Here is a 19,718-nt window from a genome sequence, read left to right as displayed (position 1 = left end):
AATCCCGAGTTTCTGGGAACACTAAGTAGTGTTTAGGATGTTACAAAGTTAAAAATTATACCTAACTCACAGAACTTAGCTATTTACCACGGCCAGTCCCTGACCATTTAGCTTTGATTTACCTTTATTTAAGATATTAACTGCCGCATTAATATCTCGATCGTGATGAACATGACAGTTTGGACAAGTCCATTCACGCACTTCTAAGCCTTTCTCACCACTGTTAAACTTGCAAGTATAGCAAATTCTTGATGTATTTCTTGGATCAACAGTGATCAACTCTTTTCCATACCAGCGACATTTATATTCAAGCATTGTTCTAAATATACGCCATGAAGCATTTGAAATCGACTTAGCTAGTTTATGATTCTTTTGAAGATTCTTGGTTTTCAAATCCTCAATTACAATCACATCATATTGCTTGACAATTTTTGTAGTCAACTTGTGTAGGTAGTCCTTGCGCTGGTTGGCTATTTTTGCTTGATAGACTGCTTTTTGTTTCTGAGCTTTTTGCCAGTTTTTGAAACTTTCTAAACTTCTTGGAATTAACACCTGGCGATTCTTATCTTGAGCTACTAAAACTTGAGCTTGATATTTACGTTTTGAATACTTTCTCTGCCAACTTTTTGCTTTCTTTTCAAAATAGCTACCATTAAATGAATGGTATTTTGTTCCATCAGATAGGATCGCTAAGTTAGCTAAACTAACATCAATGCCAACAGCTTGATTTGTTTTTGGGAACTGCTTCAGCTCTGGTACTTGAACTTGCAAAGCAATGTAATATTTTCCATTAGGTTCTAGACTAAGGGTGTAACGCTTGATTTTACAATTCTTTAAAAGGTTAGTTTTACTAGCTTTTATATATCCTAACTTAGGAAGCTTTAAGTATCTTTTAGCAGCTACTTTAATTGTGGATTTTCCCGTATATGATTGCCGCAAGTACTTACGAGAATGAAACTTTGGTTTACCAATCTTGCCTGTCTTATCATTAAAGAAGTTCTTCCAGGCTTGCGTTAGAAATTCATTTATAACTTGCAAACTAGAAGAATCGCTCTGTTTTAAGAAGGGATATTCTACTTTCAAGGGTTTTAGCAAGTAATTAAGTTTGAACTTTCCTAAAAAAGGTAACTGCTTGTTGCTTTCATAACGTTTATTCATCATGGCTAACATTTGGTTCCAAACAAAGCGATCATTACCAAACATTAAGTCTAATTGTTCTTGTTGGACCATATTAGGATAGAGTTTTAATTTAATTCCTTTAAGCAGCTTTTTCACCTCCTTAAATTAGAGCTAATTATATTTTACCAAAAGGTCCTATATTTTAAAACGTATGTTCTTAACAAGTCAATAAAAATACCGGAGAAAACTCCTCATTAAAATGAGGAGTTTTCTCCGGTTAGTTATCTATAAAAGCCCCCTTGAATAATTTGCTTTCACCAAGGATGCTTTTTCTCATTTATGATATGTTGCTGTATAAAATAATTGTTGTTTAATCAGATTTTTACCACTACGATATATTCCAAAACCGTCTGCTTGAAATGGGGAAATAATCAATTTCTTTTTAGTTGAACCAGGATTTACAAAGTAAGCTTTACTAATAATTGTTCGAGAAGGTATATTGCTTAAATGTCTAGGGTAGGTATATACTTTCTTTCCATAGATAGTATGCTTCGTAATTTTTATTCTTTATTTTTAATTTTACTTATATTATACAACCTAATAGAGTAAGAATAATTTTGTTTAGTATCTTAATGAGTTAAAAATATGTTTATCCCATATACTATTAATAATCCTAAAATAGATGCCATTACTAAAATCAAAATTTTTGATTTTATAAGTTTATCTTGCAAAAGTGACACACCTGCCCAGAAAGATAATCCTAAAATCCCGATCCAGAGAGTTTGATTATGAGTTTTGAAGAAAAGGATAAGCAAAATACTTACTCCAAAGCAAGTTACTAAACTAACTAACTGTCTATTCATGGAATTAACCTAAATTTTTGGTCATCATAATGTGAGCGATACCAGCTTCTTGGAATACTTCACCCTTTGTTTTATAACCTAATGATTCATAAAACTTTTGCACATATTGTTGAGCGTGGCAAGAGAGATGGCTTGCACCCTTTTCTTCTTTAAGATATTTATGGACTGCTTCTAACATTTTCTTTCCAAGTTTTTGTCCACGAGTAGCTCTATCAACAGCAACTCGACCTAAAAACCACTTTCCTTTTTCATCTTGAAAAATTCTGCAAGTCGCAAGAGCATTCGTCTTCTCTTCATTAAGTCGATAAACATGGATAGCACTTAAATCTATATTATCTAACTCCGGAAGAGTTATTTTTTGTTCAGTTACAAATGTATTAATTCGTAATCTTTCGATACAGAACATTTCTCTTCCACTCAATTCCTCAATCGTTTTGAATTCAAAATTTTTAATTTTCATCTTCTTTTAACCCTCTTTTTAAAGCTTAGAACTATATTTTATCTCTTTTTAGACCGCCATCAAAGTTAATTTAAAATTTTAATTTTTTATTTATTAATTATTAATAAATCGTTGACAAACTTCATTTATTTAATTATTATTTTATTAAAAAATTCCTATTGAAGGGGGAAAAGAAAATGACAAAAGCAAAGCCAGAAGATTTTGATTGGAACAATTTAGGTTTTAAGTATCATGATTTACCTTACAGCTGGACTGATACCTTTAAAGATGGTCAGTGGCAAGGTGGGGAATTGACTCAAGATTCTAATATTGTTTTTAACGAAGCTGCTGAACAACTTCATTATGGTCAAGAGGTTTTTGAAGGATTGAAGGCCTATCGTCGTAAAGATGGTGGTATTAACTTATTTAGACCTGAACAGAATGCTAAAAGATTTACTAATTCGGCAAAGCGCTTAATGATGGAACCTTATCCTGAAGATAGATTTGTAGAAGCGGTTAAGCAAGTGGTTAAAGCTAACCAAGATTTTGTTCCACCTTATGGTTCAGATGGTACTTTGTACATTCGCCCCTTTATGATTGGAAGTGCGCCACTAGTTGGTGTATCTCCTTCAGATACTTATACTTTTAGAATTTATGCGACACCAGTTGGCCCTTATGTTAAAGGATTACATCCAATGCCCTACAAGGTAACTGATTATGATCGTGCAGCCCATGCAGGAACTGGTCAAGCAAAAACGGCTGGAAACTACGCTGGCAGTTTATTACCAAGTATTAAAGCAAAAAAAGAAGGATTTGCGGATTGTTTATATCTGGATCCTCGTGAACATAAATATATTGATGAATTTGGTGGTGCTAACTTTTATGGAATTACTGCTGAAGGTCAATTCCAAACACCTAAATCTGATTCTATTTTACCATCCATCACTAAACGCTCATTATTAACTCTTGCACAAGATATGGGACTTAATCCAATTGAGACTAAAATTCCTTTTTCTGATGTTGAACGTTTTGTTGAAGTTGGAGCAGTTGGAACTGCTGCCGTAATTTCACCTGTTGCTTCTTTAACTTATCACAATCATAAATATAATTTCGGTAATAAAAATCAGCCTGGACCAATTACAGAAAAATTGTACAATAATTTGGTAGGTATCCAAAATGGTGATTTACCAGATAAATTTGGTTGGGTAGTTTCCGTAAGTTAGTATGAATGTTACCTCGCTATTAGGGGTTTTAATCCTATAATAAAAAGCATCCCTCGAAGGGATGCTTTTTATTATAATTCCTTTTTAGCAGCTGCTACAATTTGGTTCACATTAAGTTGATTATCTTCATATAAAGTTTCAAGTGGAGTTTGATCGCTATATTCACGAATCTGACCAAAGTTAAGCACTTTAGTTCTACTACCAACATAACTGGCCACTTTTTGACCAAAGCCACCATCTAAAGAATTATCTTCTAAAGTAATGATTAATTGATTCTTTTCAGCCAAATCATCTAGAGCTGTTTTATCTAAAATATTTGCTGAAAGTGGATTTACTAAAGTTGCTCCTAATTCTGCTGCGACTTTTTGACCACGTTCATAAAAGTCCCCTAAAGCAATTACAGCAATATCATTTTTACCGGGAATAATTTGATAGTGAATAGTGCTATAGTCAGGATCTTCAATTTTTTCACCTTCTGGCACTGGTTTAGTTGGCATTTTAATTGCAACTGGATGCTTACGTTGCTTAATTGCCCAATCAAGCATTGCACGTTCTTCATTTAAAGTAGTAGGTGCTAAATAATTCCAATTAGGTAAATTACCGACCATTACTTGATCGAAAATCCCTAAGTGTGTTTTTGAAGCATTAGAAATTCCCCCACCTGCAACCATCATTACTACTGGTAAGTCATTTGCGGCAACATCATGAGAAAGTTGATCAAAGGCACGTTGTAAGAAAGTAGAATTTTCAAATAAAACTGGGACAGCCCCCTCTTTTGCAGCTCCTGCCGCAAAGGCTACAGATTCTTGTTCAGCAATTCCAACGTCAGTGTAGTGTTCAGGGTATTCCTTTTTAATTTTTCCTAAGCCGAATACTCCTGGAATAGCTGCGTTAATTGCCATAATATTTTCTCCTTTTTTAATGTGGCGAATGACTTCATCTAAAGCAATAGAGTTTGCAGTAGGTCCCTTTGGTGCTGGTACTGTAGTTTTATCGGTCTTTAAATCAAATGGAAGTACCCAATGGTGTCCAACTTCATCGTCAATAGCTGGTTGGTAACCTTTACCTTTTAGAGTGTTAATGTGAAGAACAATTGGATGATCGACATCTTTTACAGCTTTAAATGCTTCAATCATATCCTTAATATTATTACCATCTGCTACATAACGATAATCAAATCCCATTGCTGTAAAAGGATTATCTGGAGTTTTTCCGTCAGAATTACGTAGTTTTTCAAGCATGGTAACTACTCCACCAACATTTTCATCAATTGACATTTGATTATCATTTAAAACAATGACCAAATTATGTTTCTCAATAGCTGCATTATTAAGTCCTTCAAATGCTAATCCACCAGTCATTGAACCATCCCCAATTAAGGCAGTGATATTTTCATGACCTCCCATTAAATCACGGGCTTTAGCCATTCCCGTAGCTAAACCGATTGAAGTAGAGGTATGCCCTACTGCATAGTAGTCATATGGACTCTCATCTGGATTGGTATAAGGAGTAACATCTTCATAGTGATCTGGATCAAGCCAAGCTAATGCACGTCCAGTAAGCATCTTATGTGGGTAAGTTTGGTGCGAAACATCCCAAACTATTTTATCTTTAGGAGCATCAAAAACATAGTGGTAGGCAATTGTGGCTTCAACAATTCCTAAATCAGGTCCTAAGTGACCTCCTTCCACAGAGTCTTTTTCTAAAATTAAAGTTCTAATTTCTTGAGCTAGTTGGTTTAATTGTTCAATATTTAATTTTCTTAAATCTTTTGGCCCTTTAATATTATTTAAAAGATAATCTGGATGTTGATTCATAATATTTATTCCCTTCTAAACTCTACTAACTTTATACTATCACTTGCTAAACTCTACTAACTTTATACTATCACTTGGAGTTTACTCTAAGTCAAATTATTAATCTTGATTGGCATTGGATAATGATAAAAAAAGAAAACAAGAGTATGGAACCAAATAGATTATATTCATATTACTCTTAAATATTATTGATACTGCCGATTTTTTGCTAATAAAAAGAGTCTGGGAAAAAACTCTTAAATTAAAGAAAGTGCTGATAATCTTCGTTTTTTTAACGTTGATATATCAGCACTTTTGTTTTATCTATTTATACAATTTAGACTAAAAGATTATTTTTTTCCCAGACACCAATTATAAATTAATATTATTTATACATTAATATCCCAAAGTCTTTTCGCAAGAGCATGTAAGCAAAGTTCTACTACCCCTACCCATAGTAATGCTAACGAAACTGAAGCACAAACATCTGATGGATAGTGAGCAAGTAAGTAAACTCTAGAAATCATCACAATGATTAGCCAAAGAATAAGAATAGTATCAATCCAAAGCCGATGGGAGCGATTTTTCATAATTTTGGGAAGCAATACCATAATTATCCAAATTACCAAAACACCCATTCCTAAAGTATGTCCACTTGGGAAGCTAAATCCATCGTCAGCTGCTAGGTGTCCTACCGGCCGGCTTCTCTGAATAAGATGTTTTACAATCCAACCTACAATATCTGCACTTACCAAAGTAATCACGATACTTGTAGCCAACGCTCTCTTATTTCTAAACCAAAGAATTACTGATAAAATTAACATCCATACCAAATCAACTACTGGTTTAGCCAAAAATGTAATCTTTTTCATTACACCATCCAAGCCACTAGCACTTCTTACTATTTCTTGGAAAAAACTATCAAATGAGTTAATCCATGCAAGATGCATAATAATTGAAATAGCAAAAATTAAAAAGATTGGTAAGCCGATGTATACAGCATATTTAAATCTTTTCATGAAATTACTCGTTTCTTTCTTTTATAAAATTAACAAGTTAATTTTATCATTTAACAAACATCATTAAAAGATTGATTCAGCCAGGCCACAGATTAGTTATTTTTGATTTTTATATTTTTTAGATAAAATAGTATGTATAAAGATACTTTTGGAAGAGGAGTAAGTATGAAGATTTTACTTGTTATTGATGATTTTGGCTGTCAAACAAATGGCTTGTCCATTTCTACCCAGCGCTTTAAAAAAGAATTTGAAAAATTAGGTCATGAAGTTAGAATTTTAGGTAATGAAGCAAATGGAGCGGTGGATTATCCTCTTCCAGTACAAAAATTACCTTTTTTTCAAAAAATCATTGATAAACAAGGTTTTCAATTGGCTCGTTCACAACGCAAGATGGTTAATAAGGCTGTATCTTGGGCAGAGGCAGTGATTTTAGAGACACCTTTCCCTGTTTCAGCAGTTGTAGGCAAAGTAGCTGCTAAAAAGCACAAAAAGTTAGCCGCAATGTTTCATATTTATCCAGAAAATATTTTATATTCTGTCCCTTTTCTAAATTACAAATGGTCTAATCACTTATTACTTAACTTTGCTAAAAAAATTGCTTACCGTCATGTGACAGATATTTTTTGCCCAACAGAAAAAGTAGCCCACTACCTTAGAAAAAATAATTTCAAGCAAAAATTGCATGTCATCTCTAATGGCATCAGTAATACCTATTTAGTTAAGCGCCCAGAGCAAACAGACCACTGTTTTACAATCTTGTGCATCGGAAGATTTTCGCATGAGAAAAAACAGGAAGTCTTGTTACGAGCATTAAAATATCTTCCTAAAAATATTAGAGTAATTTTTGCTGGCCAAGGACCTTTAGAAAAAAATTATCGAAACTTAGCCAAACACCTACCTCAACAAATTACTTTTTCTTACTATAAACCTCAGCAATTACAAAAAATTATGCAAAAAAGTGATTTAGTAGTTCATTGTGCAGATATTGAAATTGAAGGGATGGCTTGTATGGAGGCCTTCGCAAGTGGATGTGTACCAATAATTGCTGATGCTCCACTTTCTTCCACCTCTTCTTATGCCTTGACTAAAAACAATCTTTTCCCTGCAGGTGATAGTAGAGCTCTGGCTAAAAAAATACTTTTTTGGAAAAATCATCCCAAACAACTACAAAAAATGAGCCAAGAATATCAGCAATATGCACACACCTTATCAATTGAAAAATCTGCTAAAAAGATGCTTAATATCCTGCAGATAATGCCGCTGGCAAAATAAAAGAACTTAGGGCTCTTCAAAGCTCCTAAGTTCTTTTTAAGATGGATCTTTATCCACGTCCACCTTGGAATGATGGGTAGAGGGTCATTCCACCATCTACAAACATAGTAATTCCAGTTACGTAACTTGATTCATCACTTGCAAGCCATGCAGCAGCTGCAGCAACTTCTTCTGGATCTCCAATTCTTCCCATTGGAATCATGGAAGTAGTAATTGCCTTTTGTTCAGGATCAGCAAATTTTTCCGCATTAATTGGGGTATTGATGGCACCTGGTCCAATTGCATTAACACGAATATTTTGCTTAGCATATTCCATTGCCACTGTTTCAGTGAATAGTTTTACCCCACCCTTACTTGCTGCATAGTGAGCAAATGTTGGCCATGGAATTTGTTCATGAACACTGGACATGTTAATGATATTACCTTTCTTCTTATTATCAGTAAAGTAACGAAGTGCCATCTTAGTTCCTAAAAATACACCAGTTAAATTAACATTAATAACTTTATTCCAATCTTCTAAAGAAAGGTCCTTGGTTGGAACTTGATTTTCCATCCCTGCATTATTAACCCAAATATCTAAAGTACCAAAATTATCAACTGCAGTATCAATTAATTTTTGTGCGCCTTCTTCAGAACCAATATCAGCTTGCACAATAACTGCATCCCCACCATTTTTCTTAACAGCATCTGCAGCTTTTTGCGCACCTTCTTTATCTGAGTGATAGTTAATAACTACCTTCATTCCTTCTTTACCAAAACGTTCACTGATGGCTGTACCGATACCTTTTGACCCACCAGTAACTACAGCAACTTTGTCTTTTAATTCAGAATAAACCATGTTTTCTCTCCTTTTTTCTTATTACTTTAATTATAAAAATAACTATCTAAATAAGAAATTACTTAATTTTTATTCTAGCATAATAAAAACGAATACTCGTAAATAAAGTTTTTAGCTTTCTCAATGATTAATATACACATTTAACTTACTTTTTACAAGCAAAGATGCTTTTATTTAAAAATTAATTTAAATTATTGACTTGGAGTTAACTCCAAGTAGTAAATTATATGCAGGAGGCGAAAAATGGCTGATTTAACTATTACACAAGTAAGCAAAAAATACGATATAAAGCCTGATACTCTTCGTTACTACGAGCGAATTGGCTTATTACCTACTGTTCCACGTAAAAGTAATGGCAATCGTTATTTTAGTGAAGGGATGCAAGGTTGGATTGAAATGATAGTGTGTTTACGTCATTCTAGTGTTCCAATTGAAAAATTAATTGACTATGCAGACATGTTACGTGCTGGGGATGAGACTTTGCAAGCGCGTGAGGAATTGCTAAAAGAACAGCTCATAGAGCTAGAAAATAAAAAGAATGACCTTAATCGTTCAATTGAGCGCTTAAAGCATAAAATTTCACTGTATGAATCTGGTGAAATTAAGCAGAATAAAAGCTATTTTGAAGAATATAAAATATTAGATGATTAGGAGAAAATGATGATCAAAAATAAAATTGTTTTAGGAACTTGGGCATGGGGAGATAATAATAGTTATTTTGGAAATAGCTATGATGAAAACCACTTTAGACTTGTTTATGAAGCAGCAATTTCTAAAAATTTAACATTTTTTGATACAGCTACTGCCTATGGTAGTGGAAGATCTGAAGAAATTTTAGGTAATTTGATAGCAAATACACCACGTAGTGAATTAACTATTTCTACCAAATTCACCCCGCAAATGGCACCGAAGACAGATAATCCAGTCCAAACAATGTTAGATGAAAGTTTGAAACGTTTAAAAACTGATTATATTGGTTATTACTGGATTCATAATGATGCAGATGTAGAAAAATGGACCCATGATCTTTTACCAGTTTTAAAAGAAGGAAAAATTAAACATGTCGGTGTTTCCAATCATACTCTAAGTGAAATTAAACGTGTACAAGAGATTTTAGCAGAAGAAGGTTTTAAATTAGCTGCTGTCCAAAATCATTTGAGTTTATTAGATCGTAGTTCAGAAACAGCCGGTATTCTAGACTACTGCAAAGAAAATAATTTAGAATTTTTTGCATATATGGTTTTAGAACAAGGAGCACTAACTGGTAAGTATAATGTAAATAATCCCTTTCCTGCTGGTAGTGTACGGGCGCAATTTTATAATGATAAATTGCCTGAGTTAACTGACTTAGTAATTAAATTAGAAGAAATTGGTAAAAACTATGATTTATCTGCAGCACAAACTGCAATGACCTGGGCCTTATCTAAAGGTACCTTTCCAATTATTGGTGTAACCAAGGTTAACCCAGTTGAAGATGCAGCTCAAGTTGCTGCTACTCGGTTAACTAAAAGTGAAATTCAAGAATTAGAAGATGTTGCTGAAAAAATCAATGTTAATACTACCGGTAGTTGGGAACCGGATATGGACAAGTAAAAGGAGAAAGTATGAGTTGGACAAGAGAAATAATTAATAAAATTAACCAAAGTACTACCATTCAAAACCAACCTTTTGATGAAAACAAAACGCCTTTACAAGACATTCCTCTTTGGGTTGTTACAATTAATAAACATATTTATTTGCGAGCAGGAAAAGGTAAAGAAAGCAAATGGTATCAAGCAGGCATTAAAAATGGTGGTCAAATCAAAGTAGATGGGCAAATTTTTAAGATTAATTACCGCCCTGTGACTGATAAAAATGAGGAACAAAATGTAACTAAAGCATATCTAGAAAAGTATCATGGTCAATATCCAATTGATATGATGATCTCCCCTACTTGTGCTAATGCGACAGTAGAGCTAATTCAAAGCTAGAAAATAGAAACTTATTTCTAAAAAGTTAGAGATAAGTTTTTTAAAAAAATAACTTGTTGCAAATAAAAATACATGTGCTATTATAATACATGTAAGTTTATTACTAACAAGATAAAGGAGATAATATTATGAAATATGCTGTAACTGCTGCAACCGGACGTTTTGGTCAAAATGCCGTTAAAGAACTAAGTAAAATCATTGGTAAAGAAAATGTTATCCTCATTAACCGTAACGTAGAAAAAGCTAAAAAACTTTTCCCCGGCTATGAAGTTAGAGAAGGTAATTATGATGAACCTATTTCAATGGAAAATGCTTTCCAAGGAGTAGATAAAGTCTTATTTATCTCTTCTCAACCAGGTGGAAAAGTTAGTCGCGCCCAAGCACAAAAAAATGTAGTTAATGCTTTAAAGAAAGCTAACGTAAAGTTTGTAGCTTATACTAGCTTCCCTCATGCTCAAACTTCAAAAAGTGCGTTAGCTAATGACCACCGTCTAACTGAAAATGCAATTAAAGAAGCTGGAATTGCTCATGCCTTTCTTCGTAACAACTGGTATTTAGAAAATGAAGCTAGTTTTTTACAAATGGGAAAAAATGGTCAAGATCCTCTTTATTGGACAAACAATAATGCAGGTTGGGCTCTTGAAAATGATTATTCAGAAGCATCCGCAAAAGTATTAGCTAGTGAAAATGCAAAAGAGATTTATGAATTTGCTGGCCCAAGTCGATCCTATGAAGAATTGGGAAAGGCTTTAAAAGAAGCTATTGGAAATGATATTGAAGCTAAACAAGTTTCTAAAGATGAATACATTAAATTCCTTGAAGGTACGGGCTTAGATAGCAACCTTGCTAAGATGTTTGCTTCTTTTGAAGATCCAATTGACGATGGATCTCTTAATGAAGAAACAAACGAGTTGGCTCAAGCCTTAAATCGTCCCGTTACCCCACTCGTTGAGGCAATTAAGATTATTCTTGATAAATAATAAAAATAATAGTTAAATAAGATTATGAAGTATTCTTATAAACTAAGTGACGCAATTCACTTACTCAGTTATCTCGAAATCTATAAAGACGGTGATCTTTCTAGCAAGGCAATTGCTAGAAGTATCGAATCAAATCCAACTTTAGTACGTCAATTAATGTCTGACTTACGCAACGCTGGAATAATTGCTACCCAAAAGGGCAAAGCTGGTGCCAAACTTTTAAAATCTCCAAAAGATATCAATATTTACGATATTTATTGTGCAATCAACATGGATCATAATTTGCTTCACGTTGATCCTAAAACTAACCCAGCTTGTGTTGTTGGCAGTAATATCCAAGATACTTTAAACGAATCTTATCAAGAAATAGAAATTGCTGCTTTTAATAAAATGAAGCAGATAAGTTTATCTGATATAATCGCAAATATCTTAGCTAAACAAGCGCAACGCTAAATAATAAAAGCATCCCTTAGTTGATAGGGATGCTTTTATTATTTAGCTGGCTTTATTTCTAAAATTTGTTTAATGGAAATTAAACTTTCCTGGCCGTTTTTATCAGTTACAAGTAAGAATTGATTCAACTTATTAAGTTCAAGACCTTTTTGGAAAAAGTTAATTGCTTCACCATAATTTTGAAATTGAGTACTAGTATAGCTTCCCGTTTCGCAAATTAATTTAACTGTGAAGTTTGAATTATCTTCTCCATGTAATTCTTTATTTTCTTTAGCAACTGCATCTTGTTTTACAACTTTATCTTCTTCACTAATTGGTTTATGGTCTTCTAAGCTACTTTTCTCTTTGCTACCAACAGAAACGGGAGCAGTAAGTTTATCTTGACTCTTTTCTTTTTCTGATAGTTGATCTTTAGGAGCAGATTGTTGCTTAGCTCCAGCCAAAAATTTTTGCTCAATTTCATTTTCACTAAGTTCTGGTTTTTGTTTAGCTTTCGGAATTGCAGAAATTTTTTCTTTAACTTGATGAGAATAATTATTTTTAGTAGCTTTAACTCGCTCAAGAGCACTTTGAGCTTTGACCCCCTTGTACTTAAGGTGATTTTCTACTTCTTCTAAAACTTCAGGTTTATAATACCGATGTTCGTTATCTTGGAGATCAATAATTGAATATAAAACATCCCCACTATTAGGGTACTTTGTTTCTAAAAAATCTTGTACCTTGCTTCTACTTAAATGGAGTTTTCTAGCAATTTCTGAAACTGTGAGTCCATAAATCTTATCAAAATCTTCTTCATCAATTTCTGCATCTTCTCCATTACTGATTTGTTGCCAATGCAAATATTTCCCCACTAAGTCATAATCTTGGGTTGGTCCATAATAAAAAGTTTTCATAATCCAACCAGCTAGTAATTGCTTATTGCGTGGAAGCTTATAATTTGAATGAGAACTTAAGCGCTTAATTTTATGTAGGTCTTCAATTTTTATATTATCAAAATCATTTCCGCTATATGTAAAACTTAGCTTATCTCCTTTATATAGCGTACCTAGTCTACGTAACTCTTCATTATATTCAAGAATTCGTCGGGCACAAACTATTCTTCCAATGGAGTTTTCTATTTTTTCAAAAACAAGCTTGGGGATTGCTTCGCCATTTTCTTCATACACTCGTAAATCATAAATCGTTCCTGTATAAACTCGTTCAGTTGGATTTTGATTAATAAGTGAATCCGACTCACTTTCTTGCAAGCGCTCAAAGTAATGTTGGTAGCGACTAGGTTGATAGGTGGCTAAGACGTGCCCATGTTCTCGATTAGCAAAAAAGCGAATATCATTAGTAGACTGGTAGTTCTCAATCGTGGTATCTGGAACACCACTATTGTCCAGCTTTAATACCCAATCATCCCCATGATCGTAATTACTAATAATTGTTTGAGAATTTTTATTAGTAAAATTAGTATGAGAAGTTGTCACCCCACCTGCATGAATAATTGTGGAACCTAAGCCAAATTTTTCAACTGTTCCCTTATTACCTGAATACTGCATGATGCGACTAGATGCTTGAATGACGTCCCCAATACCCAAGGTAAGCTTGGATCCACTCATTAGATAACGAATATTATTAACATTTAGCCAAATGTGATGATCTAATAATTCTTTTTTACCTGAGTTTTTGTCATAGTAGCAAAACTTATCGATTAATACTTTTCCATCTAATTTCGTTGAATCATTTCCTGTGGGCATAGAAATATCAGCGATAATTCCTGTCCAATCAAACCATTCTCTTAGATAGTAATAGTATTTAATTAAACTATGGTCGGAGGCACTATATCGAAATTTATTTAGGTATTTTTTAGCAGTTAACCGTCGAATTTTATTAAGCTCATGTGTTTCACCGTTCTTTTTAATATCTTCCTTTTTAGCAATTGGAATATGAGTATCATAATCACTTATCTCTTCTTCATCGGACGCGACAACTTTTTTCTTAAATGAGATTTTTGTTTTACTTTTTTGATGTAATAATTTCTTTAATTTCTTTTTATTAACCATAATTCTATCTTTCTCTATAAAAATAAATAAAGTTCTATGTCTTAAGTATAATCTTAAAAAAGACGATATGATATAGTTTCAAAAAATAAAACTCCAAAATTATTTAAAATCCTGGAGTTTTATTTTTTTATCTCTTAAAATTCTATTGACATTGGCTTTAAATGATTATCGTGACAAGCAAACACACCTTTACAGTTAGTTTTTTGGCTTTGCTCTTTAATCCATTGCAAAGATTTCTTTTGCCAGTCTTTATTCATTGAAATTCCAGAAGTGATCATCTTTTCCCAAGAGTGTTCACTATACCCACCATCCCCAACGTAGAGCACAAATTGTTTAGTTTGAGGACTAGTAATCTTAGTGGCTACTTGCCCGGCGGTATGACCTGGAATATTAATTAACTCTACTGTCTTATCTCCAAACACATCATACGACTGCTTAAATGGGCCTTCAGTATCATTCCATTGGTAAAAATCTATATTATCTAGATCTGACCACCACTTTTTATAAAAACGAATCCTATGGTTGAGACCATATTCGTATTCTTGCTTTGAAACAAGTACTCGCTTAGCATTCTTGAATTGCTCTAACCCATTAGCATGATCACAATCAAGGTGAGAAATTATTACAGCTTGAATATCTTTAGGAGAAATTCCTTTTTGAGCTAGCTGCTCAGAAGCACTTTTCCCATAAGGTACTACTCCTTGATTAACATGATATAAAATTCGAGAACCTAAGGATTTAATTTGTGCTTTTTTATCAAATTCACCCTTTGGACTCATTGATCTACTCCATCCTGTGTCTAGTAAAAGTAAGTCATGAGGAGATTCAATTAAAAAGACTGAAACTGGAAGCCAAATTTTGGGTGAACGTCTTAAGGAAAATCCAGATGCTTTTGCCAAACTTGCATGGTCGCCTCCAAAAGCTAATTCTGGTTCAATTCTAACTTTGCCCGTGTGAAGTAAGTGTAATTTAGAGTTATTCATAAAATCAACTCCTTAATTAATGTTGTCTACATTATAAACAGGAATTAATAAAGGGCCCAGGACACTTTTCAATTAAGTGTCTAGTTTTCTAAAAAATTCATTACCTGAGCAATTTCTTGGTAGATATCTGTACGCGAAATTACAGAATGATTTTTTACATAGTAAATATAGGAATTTAAGGTTGCACTAGCAATTATTTCAAAATTAAAATCTTGTTTTGGAGTGACTTTTCCTTTTCCTAATCTGATCCAAAACTGCCTTTTTAAAGCTATTTTCCATTTTTCAGCTAGTTGGAGATCATAATTGTTGATTAAAAAAGCTTCAATGAAATCCAGATTTCTATCAATAAAATCGAGGATTTTTGAAAAGTATTCAAAATCTTCTCCCCTTTTGCGTTGAGAATTTGTTAATTCTTTGTCTAAATCAATTAACTTTTGCAACCAACTATTTCTGACTTCTTCTAATAATTCTTCTACTGAAGAGTAATAGAGATAAAAAGTACTTCTAGATATTTTTGCAGTTTTACATAATCTAGATACTGTTAATTTATCCTTTTTATTCCGTGTCAAAAATTTAACTACTACATGATGTAGTTCTTGTTGGGCTTTTGTAGAAGTTGGAGGTAGATTTAAATCCAAACTATAACTATAATTTTTCATATTTTATCTCATGCTGCACTGTATCATATGGTGTTGTGCTCTATGGTACTCACTTATTTAATTAAAAGGTTATTTTTATAATAAAATTATACCCCCATAAATAAAAACTCTGAGACTTCCTTTTGAAGCTTCAGATTTAAATTTAACTTTCTGCGCTCTTTTGTAGACCTTCAATTCTTTTATCTAGCAGTGGCTGGTCTGCAAATAATCCTTAATACCATTTTGAAATAGTAATAGTACTTGAATTAAAGTATAAACTTTCTAAAACTAAGTTTGGGAGCGTCTTTTGTTCTTTGTTTCTTTTTAATAATAAATTAACTAACATTAATTAATTAAAGTAATTAGTTCTTTTAACTTCTCAGAAGAAAGAGAGTTATTACCTTTATAACGATGATAAATTTCTTCATCTGTAAGGCCTTCTGATTTTAAAACTTTAATTTTTTTAGATAGGGTTACAATATTATCCTCCCCTTGCTTAATTCCCTTTTGTTCGCCATATTGTTCTCGTTCTAGTAATCTAGTTTCATATTCCATAATTATTCTCCTTTTCTTCGGATCATTATTAATTTGAGCGATTTTATCTAAAGCATAGTTGATATACTTATTTGAAAAGTCACTTTTCCCTTGCATCAGTTTGATAATACTTAATAGCTTGGAATTATTTTCAACATAAGTAGCTACCCCATTAACAATTATCTTTGTTGAAGCAGTATCTAGCTGTAATCCTTTATTTGAATCTTCATATTCATGAAAAGTATAAATTGCTTTTCCTTGATTAAAGTAATCAAACATACATAGAAATATAATGTAAGTTTTCTTAAGCTCATTATACGTACTACCAGAATCTAATGCAAAAGTATCCATTCGAGATTGGTAATATCGCATCCGTTTGCCTAAGTTATACTCATTAGCATTTTGCATCTCAATATCAAAGAGATCGCCATCATTATTTTTGACTAAAATATCAAGTCTAATCCCTTTTTCTTTGGCATCAGTACCTTTGAATTCTTTTTGAGATTCAATACTAATAATTTCAAAATCCTGTAATTTAGGGATTGCGGCTTGAATTACATATTTACAAAATTCCTTGTTTTTCATGACTTCTCCAAAAACTAAGTCCTGGTTAAAGCCAAACCATTTTTTCTGCTCCATATTTTCTCCTAATGATTATTTTTGATGGGGTAGTTTTTTGCCACCATTATTACTTAATCTATTTTTGGGAGTTTATTTTTAAGATGTATAAAATTACATTAATTTATAAAAAGCTACCAAGTTAATGAATTTAGAGTTTATACTTTATATAACTTTACATAATAATTAAATTGTCAATATAAGTTATTTTTGAAGGTATGCTTGATAATTTCTCGTTTTTGTTTCTGTGTATGCCTTTTTATTTTTGATTTTTGTTAAAGTAACACATTTATATTATTTTTTTGTAAAAAATAAATAGGTAATTTCCTTTGAAAATACCCATTATTTCTACTTATTAACTTTTAAATTTTCTCCAATATTTGGCTAAATATTCTGTCGTTAAGCTTTGTGGTGATTTAATTAAATCTTGTGTTAACCCAGCAGCAACAATTTTTCCGCCATTTTCTCCCCCACGCGGGCCCATATCTAAGATATAATCACTATTTGCAATTAAGTTAAGATCATGAGAAATCGTAATGATTGTTGCACCTTGGTCAAGTAAACGTTGCATTACCTCCACTAACACCTTTACATCTAATGGATGAAGTCCAATTGTTGGTTCATCAAAAACAAACAAAGTATTCTCTTCTTTTTTACTTAAATGAGTCACTAATTTTAAACGCTGGGCTTCTCCACCAGATAATGCTGGCGTACTCTCACCTAAATGCAAATAACCTAAACCAACTTCTTGAAGTAATTTTAATTCACGTTCAATCTTAGGAACCTCTTTAAAAATAGTAAGCGCTTCATTAACATCTAAATTTAAAATATCTACAATAGAATAGCCATGCCACTTTACTTCTTGTATTTGTTCATTATAGCGCGTGCCTTGACAGGTTGGACAAGTTTGTTGCATATCGGGCAAAAATTGAATATCTAAAGTTACAATTCCCGTTCCACTACACGTCACACATGCCCCTTCCTTATTATTATAAGAAAAATAGCTTGGAGTATAGTGCCGTTCTTTAGACAATGGTTGCTTAGCAAAAAGTTTACGTAAATTATCCATAATTGAAGTATAGGTAGCCACTGTTGAACGTGTACTTTTCCCAATCGGACTTGCATCTACACTTACAACTTTCTTAATAGAAGAGGAAAAATTACTTACTTGCTGAGGGAAACTTTGTCTATCTTTTGCCTGAATTGCTGGAACCAAAGAATCCAAAATTAAACTGGTTTTTCCTGCTCCTGAAAAGCCAGTGACAGCTGTCAATTGGTTAATAGGAATTTCTGTTTTAACATCCTTTAAGTTAAAATAATCATTTACTTCAAATTTTATTTTATCTTCGTTAATTTTTTGCGCAGGTTTACGTACTAAAAGATTTCCTTGCCCAGTAAGATAAGGAGCAATTAACGACTGTGAATTATTGGCAATTTCTTTTGGTGTCCCCTGAGCAATTAGCCTCCCTCCTTCTTGTCCGGAGCCTGGTCCAATTTCGATTATTTCATCTGCTGCAGCTACAATATCAACATTATGATCAACTACCACTAAGGAGTTACCTTGAGCAACAATTTTTTTCATTACCTTAATTAAACCATCAACATTAGCTGGATGAAGTCCAATGGAGGGTTCATCTAACACATAAAGCACACCCGTGGTTTCTGTGCGCAAGGTTCTTGCTAATTGAATTCTTTGTAGTTCTCCTGTCGACAATGTATTACCAGGACGAGCCATAGTTAAATAATCTAAGCCTAGATCAAGTAAGGGCTGCAAATTATTGATAAACTCTGTTATCAGTTCATTTGCCATTTCATGCATTTCTGCTGGTAAGTTTGCTAAAACTTCATTACTCCACGCAGGAAGTTTACCTAAGGACATATTTTCTACTTCGAAAATATTTTTTCCATTTACTTTTTGTTTTAATAATTCAGGCTTTAAGCGTGATCCATGACAAACTTCACAGGTTGAATAAGTGAAAAATTCAGAAATTCTCTTTTGAGCCCTTTCACTCTTGCTACTTTGCGCCGACTTTAAAACTGCTTGATGAGCATTTTCATAAAGAGCATTAAAATCGTGAAATACTCGTCCAGTTCCAGAAAGAAAATCCATTTTATACTTTTTCTCGGGTCCATTTAAAACAAAATCTTTTTCTTTTGCAGTTAACTCTTTAAAGGGCACATTAATTCTTACACCTGCAAATTCTGCAACATTGGGCATAAAATTTCTTCCTGGAAGCGACCAGGAGGCAACCGCTCCTTCTTTGATAGTTAAATTCTCATTCGGAATTAGTTTGCTTTCATCAAGTGTTCGTACTTTTCCAGTACCCTCACAATTTTGACAGGCTCCATCTGAATTAAAAGCAAAATCCTCGGCACTGGGTACATGGAATTTTACATTGCAAATTGAACAAGTAATTTCACCCATTTCACTTTCTGTTTTACTCATTGCCTGCGCAATTGCTAAACTTGGTTTTAATTGATGTCCATTGGGGCATACTGGGCTTCCCAATCTAGAAAAAATCAATCGTAAGACATTATAGGTCTCTGTTGTTGTCCCAACTGTTGCACGTTCATTAGGAACACTAGGACGTTGTCGCAAAGCAAGTGCTGAAGGAATATGTTTGATACTATCAACTGCCGCATTGGTCCCTTGTTTAATTCGTCTCCGCATGTAAGTAGAAAGAGCATCTAAATATCTTTTCGACCCTTCTTCATAAAGAGTTCCCATCGCTAAAGATGATTTCCCAGATCCTGATAAACCAGAAATCGCTATAAATTTATGTAACGGAATATCAACATCAACATTTTTTAAGTTGTGCAGATGCGCACCACGTACTTCAATATTATTAGGTAATTCTACCTTTGTGTTCATCACTTAACCCTCTAACTTTTCAAAATCTATTTTAATTTTAGTCCATGAGTTCT

17 protein-coding genes are annotated in these 19,718 nt (G+C 33.1%); 7 read left to right on the top strand and 10 right to left on the bottom strand.

Going from position 1 to position 19,718, the window contains the following annotated elements:
* Positions 1-75 precede the first annotated feature (75 nt).
* Positions 76-1,266, bottom strand: coding sequence for an RNA-guided endonuclease TnpB family protein (locus FP433_RS03875; protein WP_265487248.1), 1,191 nt, complete (start codon positions 1,264-1,266; stop codon positions 76-78).
* A 720-nt stretch (positions 1,267-1,986) separates the two neighbouring features.
* On the bottom strand, positions 1,987-2,442 hold the full coding sequence (locus tag FP433_RS03870) for a GNAT family N-acetyltransferase (RefSeq protein WP_265486458.1): 456 nt from the start codon (positions 2,440-2,442) through the stop codon (positions 1,987-1,989).
* 176 nt (positions 2,443-2,618) lie between these two features.
* Here FP433_RS03870 and FP433_RS03865 point away from each other — a divergent pair, with 176 nt between their 5' ends.
* Positions 2,619-3,644, top strand: coding sequence for a branched-chain amino acid aminotransferase (locus FP433_RS03865; RefSeq protein ID WP_265486457.1), 1,026 nt, complete (start codon positions 2,619-2,621; stop codon positions 3,642-3,644).
* Positions 3,645-3,715: 71 nt separating this feature from the next.
* On the opposite strand, the gene FP433_RS03860 is transcribed toward FP433_RS03865, so the two are convergent.
* The gene (locus FP433_RS03860) at positions 3,716-5,461 is read right to left on the bottom strand and encodes a 1-deoxy-D-xylulose-5-phosphate synthase (protein ID WP_265486456.1); all 1,746 of its coding nucleotides are present in this window, start codon (positions 5,459-5,461) and stop codon (positions 3,716-3,718) included.
* A gap of 368 nt (positions 5,462-5,829) precedes the next feature.
* Positions 5,830-6,459: a phosphatase PAP2 family protein gene (locus tag FP433_RS03855; protein ID WP_265484569.1), complete on the bottom strand. Its 630-nt coding sequence runs from the start codon at positions 6,457-6,459 to the stop codon at positions 5,830-5,832.
* A gap of 165 nt (positions 6,460-6,624) precedes the next feature.
* On the opposite strand from FP433_RS03855, the gene FP433_RS03850 reads away from it, so the two are divergent.
* Complete coding sequence (locus FP433_RS03850; RefSeq protein ID WP_265486455.1) at positions 6,625-7,731, top strand: glycosyltransferase; 1,107 nt, start codon at positions 6,625-6,627, stop codon at positions 7,729-7,731.
* Between the two features lie 49 nt (positions 7,732-7,780).
* Here the strand turns inward: FP433_RS03850 and FP433_RS03845 are convergent, their stop codons facing one another.
* Positions 7,781-8,569, bottom strand: coding sequence for an SDR family oxidoreductase (locus FP433_RS03845; RefSeq protein WP_265486454.1), 789 nt, complete (start codon positions 8,567-8,569; stop codon positions 7,781-7,783).
* A gap of 243 nt (positions 8,570-8,812) precedes the next feature.
* On the opposite strand from FP433_RS03845, the gene FP433_RS03840 reads away from it, so the two are divergent.
* The 5 genes from FP433_RS03840 (at position 8,813) to FP433_RS03820 (ending at position 11,972) form a co-directional block, all read left to right on the top strand.
* Complete coding sequence (locus FP433_RS03840; RefSeq protein WP_265486453.1) at positions 8,813-9,220, top strand: MerR family transcriptional regulator; 408 nt, start codon at positions 8,813-8,815, stop codon at positions 9,218-9,220.
* 6 nt (positions 9,221-9,226) lie between these two features.
* Complete coding sequence (locus FP433_RS03835; protein WP_265486452.1) at positions 9,227-10,162, top strand: aldo/keto reductase; 936 nt, start codon at positions 9,227-9,229, stop codon at positions 10,160-10,162.
* Positions 10,163-10,173: 11 nt separating this feature from the next.
* Positions 10,174-10,539, top strand: a complete 366-nt coding sequence (locus FP433_RS03830; protein ID WP_265486451.1) for a DUF2255 family protein — start codon at positions 10,174-10,176, stop codon at positions 10,537-10,539.
* A 128-nt stretch (positions 10,540-10,667) separates the two neighbouring features.
* Positions 10,668-11,519, top strand: a complete 852-nt coding sequence (locus FP433_RS03825) for an NAD(P)H-binding protein (RefSeq protein ID WP_265486450.1) — start codon at positions 10,668-10,670, stop codon at positions 11,517-11,519.
* A 24-nt stretch (positions 11,520-11,543) separates the two neighbouring features.
* Complete coding sequence (locus FP433_RS03820) at positions 11,544-11,972, top strand: Rrf2 family transcriptional regulator (protein WP_265484576.1); 429 nt, start codon at positions 11,544-11,546, stop codon at positions 11,970-11,972.
* A 38-nt stretch (positions 11,973-12,010) separates the two neighbouring features.
* On the opposite strand, the gene FP433_RS03815 is transcribed toward FP433_RS03820, so the two are convergent.
* The 5 genes from FP433_RS03815 to FP433_RS03795 form a co-directional block, all read right to left on the bottom strand.
* Positions 12,011-14,020, bottom strand: a complete 2,010-nt coding sequence (locus FP433_RS03815) for a hypothetical protein (RefSeq protein ID WP_265487230.1) — start codon at positions 14,018-14,020, stop codon at positions 12,011-12,013.
* 134 nt (positions 14,021-14,154) lie between these two features.
* Complete coding sequence (locus FP433_RS03810; RefSeq protein WP_265487229.1) at positions 14,155-15,003, bottom strand: N-acyl homoserine lactonase family protein; 849 nt, start codon at positions 15,001-15,003, stop codon at positions 14,155-14,157.
* Between the two features lie 80 nt (positions 15,004-15,083).
* The gene (locus FP433_RS03805) at positions 15,084-15,662 is read right to left on the bottom strand and encodes a TetR/AcrR family transcriptional regulator (RefSeq protein ID WP_265487228.1); all 579 of its coding nucleotides are present in this window, start codon (positions 15,660-15,662) and stop codon (positions 15,084-15,086) included.
* A gap of 324 nt (positions 15,663-15,986) precedes the next feature.
* Positions 15,987-16,814, bottom strand: a complete 828-nt coding sequence (locus FP433_RS03800; RefSeq protein ID WP_265487226.1) for an Rpn family recombination-promoting nuclease/putative transposase — start codon at positions 16,812-16,814, stop codon at positions 15,987-15,989.
* 334 nt (positions 16,815-17,148) lie between these two features.
* The gene (locus tag FP433_RS03795; RefSeq protein WP_265487224.1) at positions 17,149-19,665 is read right to left on the bottom strand and encodes an excinuclease ABC subunit UvrA; all 2,517 of its coding nucleotides are present in this window, start codon (positions 19,663-19,665) and stop codon (positions 17,149-17,151) included.
* Positions 19,666-19,718 lie beyond the last annotated feature (53 nt).

Source organism: Lactobacillus sp. PV012, from assembly GCF_014522325.1.
GTDB lineage: Bacteria > Bacillota > Bacilli > Lactobacillales > Lactobacillaceae > Lactobacillus.
Note: the sequence above shows the minus strand (reverse complement) of the source record. Positions and strands in the feature narration are given on the sequence as shown.

What these genes read in the sequence shown, in the direction of transcription:
- FP433_RS03870 (WP_265486458.1), bottom strand. Translation starts at nt 2,442, where the DNA reads ATGAAAATTAAAAATTTTGAATTCAAAACGATTGAGGAATTGAGTGGA.
- FP433_RS03865 (WP_265486457.1), top strand. Translation starts at nt 2,619, where the DNA reads ATGACAAAAGCAAAGCCAGAAGATTTTGATTGGAACAATTTAGGTTTT.
- FP433_RS03860 (WP_265486456.1), bottom strand. Translation starts at nt 5,461, where the DNA reads ATGAATCAACATCCAGATTATCTTTTAAATAATATTAAAGGGCCAAAA.
- FP433_RS03855 (WP_265484569.1), bottom strand. Translation starts at nt 6,459, where the DNA reads ATGAAAAGATTTAAATATGCTGTATACATCGGCTTACCAATCTTTTTA.
- FP433_RS03850 (WP_265486455.1), top strand. Translation starts at nt 6,625, where the DNA reads ATGAAGATTTTACTTGTTATTGATGATTTTGGCTGTCAAACAAATGGC.
- FP433_RS03845 (WP_265486454.1), bottom strand. Translation starts at nt 8,569, where the DNA reads ATGGTTTATTCTGAATTAAAAGACAAAGTTGCTGTAGTTACTGGTGGG.
- FP433_RS03840 (WP_265486453.1), top strand. Translation starts at nt 8,813, where the DNA reads ATGGCTGATTTAACTATTACACAAGTAAGCAAAAAATACGATATAAAG.
- FP433_RS03835 (WP_265486452.1), top strand. Translation starts at nt 9,227, where the DNA reads ATGATGATCAAAAATAAAATTGTTTTAGGAACTTGGGCATGGGGAGAT.
- FP433_RS03830 (WP_265486451.1), top strand. Translation starts at nt 10,174, where the DNA reads ATGAGTTGGACAAGAGAAATAATTAATAAAATTAACCAAAGTACTACC.
- FP433_RS03825 (WP_265486450.1), top strand. Translation starts at nt 10,668, where the DNA reads ATGAAATATGCTGTAACTGCTGCAACCGGACGTTTTGGTCAAAATGCC.
- FP433_RS03820 (WP_265484576.1), top strand. Translation starts at nt 11,544, where the DNA reads ATGAAGTATTCTTATAAACTAAGTGACGCAATTCACTTACTCAGTTAT.
- FP433_RS03815 (WP_265487230.1), bottom strand. Translation starts at nt 14,020, where the DNA reads ATGGTTAATAAAAAGAAATTAAAGAAATTATTACATCAAAAAAGTAAA.
- FP433_RS03810 (WP_265487229.1), bottom strand. Translation starts at nt 15,003, where the DNA reads ATGAATAACTCTAAATTACACTTACTTCACACGGGCAAAGTTAGAATT.
- FP433_RS03805 (WP_265487228.1), bottom strand. Translation starts at nt 15,662, where the DNA reads ATGAAAAATTATAGTTATAGTTTGGATTTAAATCTACCTCCAACTTCT.
- FP433_RS03800 (WP_265487226.1), bottom strand. Translation starts at nt 16,814, where the DNA reads ATGGAGCAGAAAAAATGGTTTGGCTTTAACCAGGACTTAGTTTTTGGA.
- FP433_RS03795 (WP_265487224.1), bottom strand. Translation starts at nt 19,665, where the DNA reads ATGAACACAAAGGTAGAATTACCTAATAATATTGAAGTACGTGGTGCG.